Origin of the sequence: Lentzea fradiae (assembly GCF_900100955.1) — a bacterium.
Taxonomy (GTDB): Bacteria; Actinomycetota; Actinomycetes; order Mycobacteriales; family Pseudonocardiaceae; genus Lentzea; species Lentzea fradiae.
Genome location: NZ_FNCC01000012.1, coordinates 156,398 through 169,842 on the forward strand (window position 1 = coordinate 156,398; position 13,445 = coordinate 169,842).

Consider the following 13,445-nt stretch of genomic DNA (forward strand, 5'->3'; position numbering starts at 1 on the left):
GGGAAGTTCGTCAACACAATCGCCCGCTCGGGTGGAAGTGTTCCGTTGACGCCTCAGCCCCACGATCGGTTCCGTATGGACTTTCGTTCACCTGGGATGGCAACATGCGACCGCCGTCACATACTAAGCGGTCGCTCAGGAGGATTGCCGTGCTGCTCGTCGCCAACCGGGGTGAGGTCGCCGTCCGCGTGCTGCGCGCGGCCGCTGACCTGGGGATTCGCACCGTGGCGGTGTACGCGGAGGACGACGCCGACGCCCTGCACGTGACGCTGGCGGACCGAGCCGTCGCCCTCCGTGGTCCTGCCCCGTACCTCGACGCGGACCAGCTGCTGGCAGCGGCCGAGGGCTGCCGGGCGGTGCATCCGGGGTGGGGGTTCCTGTCGGAGAACGCGGCGTTCGCCAGGGCGTGCGAGGAGCGCGGGCTGACGTTCGTCGGGCCGTCCGCGGACGTGCTGGAGCTGCTCGGCGACAAGCGGCGGGCCAGGGAGCTGGCCGCGTCGCTCGCAATCCCGGTGCTCGACGCCGTGCCCGGCGAGTTCCCCGTGATGGTGAAGGCCGTCGCAGGAGGTGGCGGCAAGGGCATGCGCGCGGTGCACGCCCCGGAAGACCTCGACAGCGCCGTCGAGGAGTGCCGGGCGGAGGCGCTGGCGGCGTTCGGGGTGGACGACGTCTACCTCGAACGACTGCTGCCCTCCGCCCGGCACATCGAGGTGCAGCTGGTCGGGACGACGGTGATCGGCGACCGCGACTGCTCGTTGCAGCTGCGGCACCAGAAGGTCGTCGAGATCGCGCCCGCTCCCCTGCTGGACCCGGCGCTGCGCGCGGAGCTGCACGCCGCGGCCACCTCGCTCGCCACCGCCGTCGGCTACACCGGCGTCGGCACGGTCGAGTTCCTGGTGACCGGCGGGCAGTTCGCGTTCCTGGAGGCCAACCCGCGGCTCCAGGTCGAGCACACGGTGACCGAGATGGTGTCCGGTGTGGACCTGGTGCGCACCCAGCTGCTGCTGGCGTGGGGCCGTGATGCGGACTGCACGCCGTCGAACCGCGGCGCGGCCGTGCAGGTGCGGGTGAACCAGACCTCGGGCGGAGTGCTGTCGTCGTTCGCACTGCCGGCCGGACCAGGCATCCGCGTCGACACGCACGGGTACGTCGGCTACCGCGTCGGCACCCGGTACGACGGGCTGCTGGCGAAGCTCGTCGTGCACGGCGAGGACCTGGACGTGGCGCTGAACCGGGCGCGACGGGCGTTGCGCGAGTTCCGCATCGAGGGTGTCGCCACGAACCTGGAGTTCCTGCGGGGTTTGCTGGCCAAGGACGTCATCGGCGCCACCACCGACTTCATCTCCGACGAACCGGTTTCCGGGATGCGGGCACCGATGGCCGCCACGGTGGTCGAGGTCTCTGACGGCTCCGTCGTGCTGGAAGCGATGAAGATGCAACACGTCGTGCGGGTGTCTGGCGAGGTACTGGTGGCGGTGGGCGACACCGTGTCCGAAGGACAGCTGCTCGCCTCCGGCTCTGGCGAGTCCACTGAGGACGTTGTCGAGGTCGATCTCGACTTGGTGCGCCCGGACCTGGCCGAAGTGCTGGCACGTCACGACTTCGCACGTCCCGACGCCGAGGCTCGACGACATGCGCGGGGTGGCAGGACCGCGCGGGAGAACATCGCGGACCTCTGCACGTCGTTCGTCGAGTACGGCGGCCTGACGATCGCGGCACAACGGCAGCGGCGGTCACTGGAAGACCTCATCGAACGCACGCCCGCCGACGGTCTCGTGGCAGGCATCGGTGTCGTGAACGGCCAGCGGATCGTCGCGATGTCGTACGACTACGCCGTGCTCGCCGGCACCCAGGGCATGCGCAACCATCAGAAGAAGGACCGGCTGTTCGCGTTGGCGCAGCAGGAGAACCTGCCGGTGGTGCTGTTCGCGGAAGGTGGCGGCGGACGTCCCGGCGACACCGACCACAGCATGGTCAGCGGCCTGGACTGCGGCTCGTTCCACGCCTTCGCGTCGCTGAGCGGCCAGGTGCCGCTGGTCGGCGTGGTGGCGGGCAGGTGCTTCGCGGGCAACGCGGTGCTGCTCGGCACGTGCGACGTGATCATCGCGGTGGAGGGCGCGAACATCGGCATGGGCGGCCCGGCGATGATCGAGGGCGGCGGGCTGGGCTCGTTCCGGCCGGAGGAGATCGGGCCGCTCGACGTGCAGGTGCCCAACGGGGTAGTGGACGTCGTGGTCGGGTCCGAGGCGGAGGCGGTGGCCGTCGCGCGGAAGTACCTGTCGTACTTCCAGGGGCCGGCCGGGGCCCCTGGTCACGCTGCCGCAGGCGTCCCTCACGCGAACACGCACGCCGCCGCAGGCGTCCCCCTCGCGCACGCGCAGCCTTCGTCCGCGCCCTCGGGGGAACCCCTAAATCCAATTATCCCAGACAGCACCGACAATTCCGGGCCGCGCGAAAGCGCCCCGTGGACGTGCGCGGACCAGCGCCTGCTCCGCCACGCGATCCCCGAGAACCGCCTCCGCGCCTACGACATCCGCCACGTCATCCACACGCTCGCCGACGCGGACAGCGTCCTGGAGCTGCGCGCGGGCTTCGGCAGGGGCATCGTCACCGCCCTGGTCCGCGTCGAAGGCCGCCCGATCGCCCTGATCGCCAACGACCCGCAGGTGCTCGGCGGCGCGATCGACGCCGACGCCGCCGACAAGTGCGCCCGCTTCCTCCAGCTCGCCGACGCGTTCGACCTCCCCGTCGTCTCGCTGTGCGACACGCCCGGTTTCATGGTCGGCCCGGACGCCGAGCGCACCGCCACCGTCCGCCACCTCACCCGCATGGTCGTGACGGGCGCCAACATCACCGTCCCCTTCGGGCTCGTGGTGCTGCGCAAGGCGTACGGCCTCGGCGCGCAGGCGATGGCGGCGGGCAGCCTCAAGGTTCCGCGGTTCGCCGTCTCCTGGCCTACCGGCGAGTTCGGGCCGATGGGCCTGGAAGGCGCCATCAAGCTCGGCTTCCGCAAGGAGCTCGAAGCCATCGAGGACGAGACCGAGCGCAAGCAGCGCTTCGAGCAGATGGTGGCCCTGGCCTACGAGCACGGCAAGGCGCTGAACGTCGCGTCCTCCTTCGAGATCGACGACGTGATCGACCCCGCCGACACGCGCCGTTGGATCACCACGGCGCTGGCCCCCGCGCTTTCCCGGCCCGCCGGGACGAAACGCCCGTTCATCGACACGTGGTGAGGAGAAGTTGTGGTCAGTGTCGCCCCAACGGAAAAGAAGAGCCTGCGCAGACTGATGGCGGCCGGGCTCGTGGGCTCCAGCATCGAGTGGTACGACTTCTTCATCTACGCGACGGCCGCGGCCCTCGTCTTCCCGAAGCTGTTCTTCCCCGAGGCCACCCCGATCGTCGGCGTGCTGCTGTCGTTCAGCACGTTCTGGGCGGGTTTCGTGGCGCGCCCGATCGGCGGCCTGGTCTTCGGCCACGTCGGTGACAAGGTCGGCCGCAAGCCCGCGCTCGTGATCTGCCTGGCGATGATGGCCGCGGCCACGTTCCTCATCGGCCTGTTACCGACGTCGAGCAGCATCGGCGTCGGCGCTCCGCTGCTGCTCGTGCTGCTGCGGTTCCTGCAGGGCATCGCGGTCGGCGGACAGTGGGGCGGCGTCGTCCTGCTGCTGACCGAGTCGGCGGGCGAGAACCGGCGCGGCTTCGCGGGCACGTTCGGCCAGGCCGGTGTCCCGATCGGCGTGTTCCTCGGCAACGTGGCGTTCATCCTGGCATCGACGACGATGTCCGCGGAGGCGTTCGCGTCGTGGGGCTGGCGCGTGCCGTTCCTGGCCTCGGCCCTGCTGTTCCCGGTCGTGCTGTTCATCCAGCTCAAGGTCGAGGACAGCCCGGTCTTCCGCGAGATGCAGCAACGCCGCGCCACCGCCCCCGCCGTCGCGCACGCGCCGCTGCGCGAGGCCCTGCGCACGCACCGCAAGCCGATCCTGCTGGGCGCGGGCCTGATGTTCGCTTCCAACGCGATCTTCTACGTGTCGATCGCGGGCGTGCTGTCCTACGCCACGACGACGCTGGGCCTGGCCCGCGACTCGGTGCTGATCGTCAGCCTGCTGTCGTCGCTGATCGGCATCCCGGTGATCCTCTACGCGGGCCACCTGTCCGACCGCATGGGCCGCCGCCCGCTGATCATCGCCGGAGCCGTCGGCCTGATCGTGTGGGCGTTCCCGTACTTCCTGCTCGTGGACACGGCGTCGTTGTTCCTGCTGTTCGTCGCCACGGCCGTGGGCGGTGTGGCGTCCTCGCTCGTGTACGGGCCGATCGCGGCTTACCTGGGTGAGCTGTTCGAGCCGCACGTGCGGTACTCGGGCGCCTCTCTCGCCTACCAGCTGGCGTCGATCCTGGTCAGTGGTGGCACGCCGGTCATCATGACGGCGCTGCTGGGGTGGACGGCCACGTCCATGTCGGTGTCGGCGTTCCTGTGCCTGATGGGGGCGGTGACGCTGTACTCGGTGCTGAAGCTGCCGGAGACGCGCCGGGTGGCCACACAGGGGTGAATCGCGGGCGGTTGGTGCCGCGCCCGTGGCGCCAACCGCCCTACGATCGGCTCGTGACCGCTGAAGACGACGTGCGGAGCGCGGTGGCCGCCGCACGGGAGTACGCGGACCGTTTCGGCGAACCGGACGCGGACGAACTGGCCCGGATCCGCGCGGACCTCGTCGCGGCGGGCGTCGGAGTGCCCGAACCGCCGGCGGACGCGGCTGCCCGCGCCGCCGCCTTGGCGCGGCTTCTCGCCTGACCTCCGCGCGGATGGGTGACCGTGGCCGAGCCGTGGGTGAAGGTGTCACGGAATCTCGGCTTCGACCGCTGAACTGGGCAAACACCCCCGAACCGGCGGACAATCCGGACAAAAGGAGCCTTCACAGTCAAGACCGCTGCGGAACCCCGAGGCGATGCCGTACGTTCCTGCGTCGTGACCACTCTCATGGCGCGCTTCAAGCAGCGGATGCGCCGGTTCGCTCAGAAACCGGCGTCGGTAGACCTCGCCCCGTTCCAGGCACTGCTCAAGGACGTGGAGAAACACGCTGACGCGTTCAAGGCGTTCAGCGACGAGGAGCTCACCGAGCACGCGAAGAAGCTGCGCGAGAAGAGCACGGACACCGAGCTCGTGGCGCTGACCAGGGAGGCCGCCGAGCGCGCCCTCGGGCAGCGGCCGTTCGACGTGCAGGTGCTGGGTGCGCTGGGCATGCTCAGCGGGCTCGTGGTCGAGATGGCGACCGGTGAGGGCAAGACGCTCGCGGGTGCGATGGCCGCGGCCGGGTTCGCCGTCAAGGGCAAGCGCGTCCACGTGGTCAGCGTCAACGACTACCTGGCCCAGCGCGACGCGGAGTGGATGGGGCCGCTGTACCGGCTGCTCGGCGTCACGGTCGGCTGGATCAACGGCAGCTCGAAGGCCGAGGAGCGCCGCGAGGCGTACCAGTGCGAGGTCACGTACGCACCGGTCAGCGAGATCGGCTTCGACGTCCTGCGCGACCGGATCGTCACGAGCCCCGACGACCTGATCGTGCCGGAGCCGGAGGTCGCGCTGATCGACGAGGCCGACTCGGTGCTGGTCGACGAGGCGCGCGTGCCGCTCGTGCTCGCCGGCTCGACCAGCGCGGAGGCCGCCGACCCCGTCATCGCCGACCTGGTGAAGCGGCTGCGGCAGAACCTGCACTACGAGATCGACGACGAGGAGCGCAACGTCTTCCTCACGGGTGCGGGCTCGGAGGCCGTCGAGCGGGCGCTCGGCGAGATCGACCTGTACTCGCAGGAGCACGTCACCTCGACGCTGTCGAAGGTCAACGTCGCCCTGCACGCCCAGGTGCTGCTGCACCGCGACGTCGACTACATCGTGCGCGACGGCAAGGTGCACCTGATCAACGACACCCGCGGCCGCGTCGCGAAGCTGCAGCGGTGGCCGGACGGCCTTCAGGCCGCGGTCGAGGCCAAGGAGAACGTGCAGACGACCGAGTCGGGCGAGATCCTCGACTCGATGACGGTGCAGGCGCTGCTGTCGCGCTACCCGACGCGCTGCGGCATGACCGGTACCGCCGTCGCCGTCGCCGAGACGCTGCGGGAGTTCTACGAGCTCGAGGTGCTCGTGATCCCGCCGAACAAGGAGAACATCCGCGAGGACGAGCACTTCCGCCTCTACGCGACGCTGGAGCAGAAGGAAGACGCGATCGTCGCGGAGATCAAGGAGGTCCACGAGACCGGGCGGCCGATCCTCGTCGGCACGCTCGACGTCGCGGAGTCCGAGCGGATCTCCTCCAAGCTGCGCGAGGCCGGCATCGAGTGCGTGGTGCTGAACGCGAAGAACGACGCCGAGGAAGCCTCGATCATCGCCGACGCCGGGTCGTTCGGGCGCGTCACGGTCTCCACGCAGATGGCCGGTCGCGGTACGGACATCCGCCTCGGCGGCCACGAGGGCGAGGACCACGACCGCATCGCCGAGCTGGGCGGCCTGTACGTGATCGGCACCGGGCGCCACTCGTCCTCACGCCTGGACGACCAGCTGCGCGGCCGCGCGGGACGTCAGGGCGACCCCGGCGGCTCGGTGTTCTTCTCCTCGATGCACGACGACCTCATCACGCAGTACGCGCCGGACGCCGAGGAGCCGTCCGAAGTGGACAACGACGGCCGCGTGCGCGACAAGGGCCTGCTGCACACCTTCGAGCACGCGCAGCGCGTCGCCGAGGGCGTCAACCTGGAGATCCACCGGAACACCTGGCGCTACAACAAGCTCATCGAGCACCAGCGCCAGATCCTGCTCAAGCACCGCGACGTCGTGCTGCGCACGGACGTCGCGTTCGAGAAGGTCGGCCCGAAGGAGGGTGTGTCCGACGAGATCGCCGCCGAGGCCGCCCGCAAGATCACGCTGTTCTTCCTCGACGACCTGTGGACGCACCACCTGACGTTCCTGTCCGACCTGCGCGAGGGCATCCACCTGCGCGCGCTGGCCAGGCAGAACCCGCTGGACGAGTTCCACCGCGAGGCCATCCCGGCGTTCAACAAGATCGTGCCGGAGTCGTGGGAGCTCACCAAGGAGAAGTACGAGGCGGCCGAGATCACCGACGAGGGCTACGACCTCGCCGGTGCCGGGGTGAAGCGCCCCAGCTCGACGTGGACGTACCTGGTGCACGACAACCCGTTCGGCTCCGGGCTGGAGGAGTCGATGAAGGGTCTCGTGAAGATGGTGCGCGGCCAGCGCCGCTGACACACCCGCCGGTGTCCCGGCCGCGCGGTCGCGGCCGGGCCGGTCAGTTCCGGTGCGGGATCAGCTCGTCCGCGGCTCTGGCGGGGTGGGGGACGACCCCAGGTCTGCCGGTCTTGCGCCTGGACGCCGTCATCTCCTCGGAGAGCGCTCTGATCTCCGCGAGGATGTCCAGGTGCTCCTGCGACGGCGGTGGTCCCACGAAGTTGGACCTGTTGTGCGCCGTCCGTTCCGCTCGCTCGGCCAGTTGCCGGAGGCGGCGGAGGAGATCGTGCTCCCCGTCCGGGAGCATGAAGCCACTCTGCTCCATCACCCGTGCAAGCTTTCGCGTGCACGGGTGATGCGTCGATCCCCTAGTCGGCTGATTCCAGTTTCCCGACGAGCCACGCGTGGAACTCGCCGATGTGGTGCTCGGACGGCACCAGCACTCCGCCCTGCGCGTAGGCGCGGGAGGCCATCGCGGGCTGACACCGTTCACATGCCTCGAAGTCCTGTTCGTTCACCCGGTGGAACAACTCGACCGAGCGAGAGACGTCACGCCCGGTGTCGACAACGTCCCTGGCGTAGAGCCAGTCGCACTCGACGACCGTCCGGTCGGCGGCGAGCGGGTACATGCGGTGCAGGATCACGTGGTCGGGCACGAGGTTGATGAAGACCTGCGGTTTGACCGTGATCGCGTAGTACTTCCTGTCGCGTTCCTCCTCCAGGGAAGAGAGCTTCCCGAACCCCTCGCCGCCGTCGACCGTGAAGCCCTTGATCTCGTCACCGAACTCGGCGCCGTGCCCGACGTAGTACTGGGCGGCGTAGCCGTCGGCGAACTCCGGCAGCACCTCGGTCAGCTCGGGGTGGATCGTCGCGCAGTGGTAGCACTCCATGAAGTTCTCGATGATCAGCTTCCAGTTGGCCTTGACGTCGTAGACGATGCGGCGGCCCACGGACAGCCGGTCGATCTCGTACCCGTCGATGGCGTCGAGGCTGCCGAGCCGTTCCGTGACGGCGCTCAGGACGTCGTCCTCGAAGCTCGGCGGATCGTCGGCGAGGTTCACCCAGGCGTACCCGAGCCACTCGCGCAGGTGCACCTTCGTGAGGCCGTACTCGACGCGGTCGACGTCCGGCATCGAGGTGAGGTTGGGCGCGGCGACGAGCTTGCCGTCCAGCGCGTACGTCCACGCGTGGTACGGGCACTGGAAGGCCCGCTTGACGCTGCCGGCCTCGTCGACGCAGATGCGCGCGCCGCGGTGCCGGCAGACGTTGAGGAACGCGTTGAGCGCACCCGTGCGGTCCCGTGCGACGAGGACGCTCTCCCGCCCGACCTGCACGGTGCGGAAGTCGCCCGGCTTCGCGAGGTCGTCGGAGCGGACCGCGCAGAACCACATCCGCTCGAAGATCCGCTCCTGTTCCCTGGCGAAGATCGCGGTGTCGGTGTAGTAGCGGCCCTCGAGGGTCGAGATCAGGCTGCCGGTCATGCTCCGCCTCTCAAGCGAGCAGGGTCGAACAGGGCGATCGGGTGCCGCGTGGCCCCGTCGGTCGCGAGGTCGGCGAGGATCTCCCCGACGACCGGCACGAACTTGAAGCCGTGCCCGGAGAACCCGCACGCCACGGTCACGCCGTCGTGCCCTGGGTGGCGGGCGATGACGAAGTGCCGGTCGGCGGTGTTGGTGTACATGCAGGTCACGCCACGCCGGTAGGTGTCGGCGAGACCGGGCACCGGCCGCGCGGTGGCGGCCCTGACGGCGTCCACCTCGTGGTCGTGCACCGTGCGGTCGACCGTGTCGGGAGTGCAGACCTGGCCGCCGGTGTGGAAGGCGACCTTGACCGTCCCGTCGATCTTGGGGAACCCGTAGAAGCCCTCGCCGTCCGCCGGGTCCCAGATGTAGACGGGGTGGTGGTCGAGGTCCCGCGTGGCGGGCGTGAAGTGGTGCTGGACCTGGCGTTCGACCTCGAACGGGATCTCCAGGTCGCGCAGCAGCTCCGGCGCCCACGGGCCCGGGCACACGACGACGTGTCCCGTCTCGTAGGTCGCGCGGGCGGTCGTGACCCTGCCCTGCTCCCAGTGCGTCACCGGTTCCTCGAAGTGGAGGTCGGCACCCGCACGGCGGGCCAGTTCGAGATGTGCCCGCACGGCCGTCTCCGGCACGACGTACCCGGCACCGTCCTCGTACAGCGCGATCTCGTCGGCGGCCGGGTTCAGGGCGGGGAACCGCCTGCGGATCTCGGACGCGTCGAGCAGCTCGTGCTTCAGCCCGTACCGCTCGGCGCTCGCACGGCTGCCGCTGACCACCCGGCTGTCCGGCACCCCGAGCAGGACCCCGCCCACGCGGTGGAAGACGTGCTCACCGCTGTCGCGCTCGATCTCGTCCCACAGCTCGTGCGCCCTGAGCAGCAACGGCACGTACGCGGGGTCCTCGAAGTACGCCTGCCGCGTGATGCGCGACCCGCCGTGGCTCGACCCCCGCGCGTGCGCCGGGGTGAACCTCTCCAGCCCCAGCACCCTGAGGCCGCGCCGGGCGAGCCGGTACGCCGCGGCGCTGCCCATCCCGCCCAACCCGATGACGACGACGTCGTACGGTCTCCCGGAGGCCATCTCAGCCCCGGAGCCGCTTCATCCCGGGGTCGAACAACGGCTCCTCCGCCGGACGCGCCGGGACGCGCCGGCCGAAGTACTCGATCTCCACCTCGTCGTCGATCTCGGTCGGCAGCCAGGCGTAGGCGATGTTGAGGCCGGTCGTGTAACCGTAGGCGGCGCTCGTGACGTACCCGACCGGCTCGCCCTGGTGGTAGACGGGTTCGCTGCCCATCACGACGTCGTGCGGGTCGTCGATGGTGAGGCAGGTGAGCTTCTTGGTGGAGGTCAGGTTCCGCAGCGCGGCCTTGCCGACGAAGTCCTTGTCCGTGCGGACCGCGAACCCGAGACCCGCCTCGTACGGGTCGTGCTCGGTCGTCACGTCCGTGCCCCACGACCGGTAGCCCTTCTCCAGCCGCAGGCTGTTGAACGCCCCGCGCCCGGCGGCGATGACGCCGTGCTCCTGCCCGGCCTCCCAGAGCGTGTCCCACAGCTTGGCGCCCAGGTCCGCGGTCGTGTACAGCTCCCAGCCCAGTTCGCCCACATAGGACAGTCGCAGCGCCGTCACCGGAACGTTCTTGACGTAAGCCCGTTGCGCCGTGAAGTAACCCTTGTGGGTGTCGAGCGTGTGCGAGACCCCGTCGAGCAGATCGCGTGCTTTCGGTCCCCACAGGCCGATGCAGCACGTACCGGCCGTGATGTCCTTGACGTGCACGCCTTCGGGCGCGTGCCGGGTGAGCCGGTCGAGGTCCAGGTTGCCGTTCGCGCCGACCTGGAAGGTGGTCCGGTCGAGCCGCGCGACCGTGAGATCGCTGCGCACCCCGCCCTGCTCGTCGAGCAGCAGCGTGTAGACGACTGCGCCGGGCTTGCGGTCGAGGTTGTTCGTCGTCATGCGCTGAAGGAACTCCAGCGCCCCCGTCCCGCTGACCTCCAGCCGCTTCAACGGCGTCATGTCGAACATCGCCACGCGTTTGCGCGTCACGATCGCCTCGGCACCGCAGATCGGCGACCAGTACCGGCTCGCCCACTCGTTCCTGGCGGGCACCTGCGCGACCTCGGGCAGGTCCGCGTTGGCCTCGTACCAGTGCGGCCGCTCCCAGCCGGACGCCTCCAGGAAGAACGCCCCCAGCGCCTTCTGGCGTTCGTGGAACGGGCTCGTCCTGATCGGCCGCGGGCTCTCCATCGGCTGCAACGGGTGCAGCAGGTCGTAGACCTCGGCGAAGTTCTGGCAGCTGCGCTCCAGCACGTAGTCCGGCGCGAGCTGCGCCTGCTCGAACCGGTTGAGGTCGCTGGAGTGCAGGTCCAGCTCCGGCTGCCCGGTGACGATCCACTCGGCCATCGCCCGCGCCACCCCGGCGGAGTGCGTGATCCACACGGCCTCCGCCACCCAGAACCCGTGCAGCCGCGGGTGTTCGCCGAGCAGCGGCATCCCGTCGCTGGTGAACGAGAACAGTCCGTTGAACCCGCGGTCGACCCCGGCCTCGGCGAGCGCGGGGACGAGGTCGACGGCCGCCTCCCAGGACGGCTCGAAGTCCTCCTTGGTGAACGGCAGCTCCGACCCGGTGATGTCCTTGGCCGCGACCGGCATCGGCCGGTGCCCGTAGGCGCCGATGCCCAACGCCCTGCCGTGCGACCGGAAGTACAGGTCCGCCTCCTGGTGCCGCAGGATCGGCTGCCGCGCAAGCGCTTCCGCGCTGACGTCGAGGTCCCCGCTGAACGCGTACTGGTGCGCCATCGGCACCAGCGGCACGGTCAACCCGACCATCTCCCCCAGCACCGGCCCCCACATGCCCGCACACGACACCACGATGTCCGCCGGGAACGTGTCCGTCTCGGTCCGCACCCCGGTGACCCGGTCCCCCGAGGTCTCGACCGCGACGACCTTCTGCCCGAACACGAACCGCGCCCCGCGCGCGGTCGCCCTGCCCGCCTGCACCTCCGCCGCGAGCACCGGCTTCGCGAGCCCGTCGCTGGGGATCAGGAACCCGCCGAGGACCTGCTCGCGGTCCAGCAACGGGTGCAGTTCCGCCACCTCGTCCGCGTCGATCACCCGGCTGTCCACACCCCACGACGTGGCCCAGCCGTGCCGGCGCGACAGGTCCGCGAGCCGCGCCTCGGTCGTCGCGACCTCCAGGCCGCCGACCTGGTCGAAGCAGCCCAGCGCGGTGTACTTCTCGACCGTGTACCGGGCGAACCGGGTCATGCTGCGGCACGCGTTCGTCTGGAAGACCAGCCCCGGGGCGTGACCGCTCGACCCGCCCGCCGCCGGCCCGTCCGCCTGGTCGAGCACCGTGACGTCGGTGAAGCCCCGTTCGGTGAGCTCGTCGGCCAGCGCGCATCCGACGATCCCCGCCCCCACGAGCACCACGCGAGGAACAGCACCAGGCATCAGGACACCCCTTCGCCGTCGTTGCGCGCAACGGAACCCGTTCCGCCATCAGCAACAAAGTGCGGCCAGCGAGGGCGGCTGTCAATGCTGCCGTTCGGGCGCAAGTCGTTGGAGGGGCCCGAAAATCGGGCATTCCGGGAGGTTCGTGGTCGAACGAGGGCGAGAGGTGGGCGATCGGGGTCTTCGGGGCGGGGGCGGGGTGTCGCGCCTCAGCGGCGAGCCAGATCGTCCAGCGCCGCCACAACCGGCCAGGGCGGGGCCACCCTCTCAGCCCGCGACCAAGCCCACCCAGCCGGTAGAACGGCGAGCCCGAGCCGCCCAGCGGCGCCACAACCGCACCTCGGCGCGCCTGCGCCCACACCCTGCGACGCCGCCGCGCCCGAACGGTCAGCCCGCGAAGTAGCCGAGCTGCGCCGAGAGGTCGTCGGCCGCCGACGACATCGCCGGCACGATCTCCTCCACCCGCTGCCGCGACAGCCGGTACGACGGCCCGGAGGCGCTCATCGCCGCCACGACCTCGCCGCGGTGGCCACGTACCGGCACGGCCACGGCGTGCAGGCCGAGCTCGAGCTCCTCGTAGCACTCCGCGTAGCCCTGGGCCGCGACGGTGTCCAACTCGGCGAGCAGGCGTTCGCCGTCGACCACGGTGTTCTCGGTGTAGGCGTCGAGTGGCTGGGAGGCGAGACGTTTGCGCTCGTCGGCGGGCAGGTAGGCGAGCAGGATCTTGCCCGACGAGGTGGCGTGCAGGGGTGTGCGGCGGCCGATCCAGTTGACGGCGGAGACCGCGGCGGAGCCGCGGGCCTGGGTGATGTTGATGGCCACGCCGGCGTCGTGGACGGCGATGTTGACGGTCTCGCCGAACGCGTCGGCGAGGGTCTCGCAGACGGGCTGGCCCAGCTTGGACAGATCCATGCGGCCGGTGGCGGCACCGGCCAGGCGGACGACGCCGAAGCCGATCGCGTACTTGCCCCGCTCGCCGAGCTGCTCGACCAGGCCGCGCGACTCCAGGACGGAGACGAGTCTGGAGACCGTGGACTTGTGCACGCCCAGCTCACCCGCGATCTCGGTGATGCCCGCCTCGCCCTGCGCGAGCAGTTCGAGCACGCTGATGGCCCTGTCCACGGACTGCACCTGAGCTGCCGAGTCGGAGTTGCTCATCGCGCAACACTATCCGGCAGGCAGAACAACCAACCTTTCGAACTCTTGACGTCGTGGCACGGGAGCCTCACATTGTGTTGCGTCATTCG

At 70.1% G+C, this 13,445-nt stretch carries 9 protein-coding genes; 4 read left to right on the forward strand and 5 right to left on the reverse strand.

The window, feature by feature from the left end; genetic code table 11:
* Positions 1-104 precede the first annotated feature (104 nt).
* From BLT23_RS27860 to secA2, 4 genes are all read left to right on the forward strand, one after another.
* Entirely contained in the window at positions 105-3,233 is a 3,129-nt protein-coding gene (locus BLT23_RS27860) for a carboxyl transferase domain-containing protein (RefSeq protein ID WP_245744255.1), read from the forward strand.
* Between the two features lie 9 nt (positions 3,234-3,242).
* Complete coding sequence (locus BLT23_RS27865; RefSeq protein ID WP_245744257.1) at positions 3,243-4,547, forward strand: MFS transporter; 1,305 nt, start codon at positions 3,243-3,245, stop codon at positions 4,545-4,547.
* A gap of 53 nt (positions 4,548-4,600) precedes the next feature.
* Entirely contained in the window at positions 4,601-4,789 is a 189-nt protein-coding gene (locus BLT23_RS27870) for a hypothetical protein (RefSeq protein ID WP_090054105.1), read from the forward strand.
* A 174-nt stretch (positions 4,790-4,963) separates the two neighbouring features.
* On the forward strand, positions 4,964-7,249 hold the full coding sequence (gene secA2 / locus BLT23_RS27875) for an accessory Sec system translocase SecA2 (protein WP_090054107.1): 2,286 nt from the start codon (positions 4,964-4,966) through the stop codon (positions 7,247-7,249).
* Positions 7,250-7,292: 43 nt separating this feature from the next.
* Here secA2 and BLT23_RS27880 read toward each other — a convergent pair whose 3' ends face one another.
* From BLT23_RS27880 to BLT23_RS27900, 5 genes are all read right to left on the reverse strand, one after another.
* Complete coding sequence (locus BLT23_RS27880; protein ID WP_245744275.1) at positions 7,293-7,556, reverse strand: hypothetical protein; 264 nt, start codon at positions 7,554-7,556, stop codon at positions 7,293-7,295.
* A gap of 43 nt (positions 7,557-7,599) precedes the next feature.
* A complete protein-coding gene (locus BLT23_RS27885) occupies positions 7,600-8,712 on the reverse strand; it encodes an aromatic ring-hydroxylating oxygenase subunit alpha (protein WP_090054111.1) in 1,113 nt (370 codons plus the stop codon).
* Positions 8,709-9,830 carry an N-methyl-L-tryptophan oxidase gene (gene solA / locus BLT23_RS27890; protein WP_090054113.1) on the reverse strand — a complete coding sequence of 374 codons (1,122 nt, stop codon included), beginning with the start codon at positions 9,828-9,830 and terminating at the stop codon, positions 8,709-8,711. Before solA ends, BLT23_RS27885 begins: the two co-directional genes overlap by 4 nt.
* A 1-nt stretch (position 9,831) precedes the next feature.
* Positions 9,832-12,198, reverse strand: a complete 2,367-nt coding sequence (locus BLT23_RS27895) for a GcvT family protein (protein ID WP_090054115.1) — start codon at positions 12,196-12,198, stop codon at positions 9,832-9,834.
* A gap of 387 nt (positions 12,199-12,585) precedes the next feature.
* Entirely contained in the window at positions 12,586-13,356 is a 771-nt protein-coding gene (locus BLT23_RS27900) for an IclR family transcriptional regulator (protein ID WP_090054117.1), read from the reverse strand.
* Positions 13,357-13,445: the final 89 nt, after the last annotated feature.

Excerpts from the sequence above, each read along its gene's own strand:
- BLT23_RS27895 (WP_090054115.1), bottom strand. The coding sequence starts at position 12,198 with ATGCCTGGTGCTGTTCCTCGCGTGGTGCTCGTGGGGGCGGGGATCGTC.
- BLT23_RS27885 (WP_090054111.1), bottom strand. The coding sequence starts at position 8,712 with ATGACCGGCAGCCTGATCTCGACCCTCGAGGGCCGCTACTACACCGAC.
- BLT23_RS27880 (WP_245744275.1), bottom strand. The coding sequence starts at position 7,556 with ATGGAGCAGAGTGGCTTCATGCTCCCGGACGGGGAGCACGATCTCCTC.
- BLT23_RS27900 (WP_090054117.1), bottom strand. The coding sequence starts at position 13,356 with ATGAGCAACTCCGACTCGGCAGCTCAGGTGCAGTCCGTGGACAGGGCC.
- solA (WP_090054113.1), bottom strand. The coding sequence starts at position 9,830 with ATGGCCTCCGGGAGACCGTACGACGTCGTCGTCATCGGGTTGGGCGGG.
- BLT23_RS27860 (WP_245744255.1), top strand. The coding sequence starts at position 105 with ATGCGACCGCCGTCACATACTAAGCGGTCGCTCAGGAGGATTGCCGTG.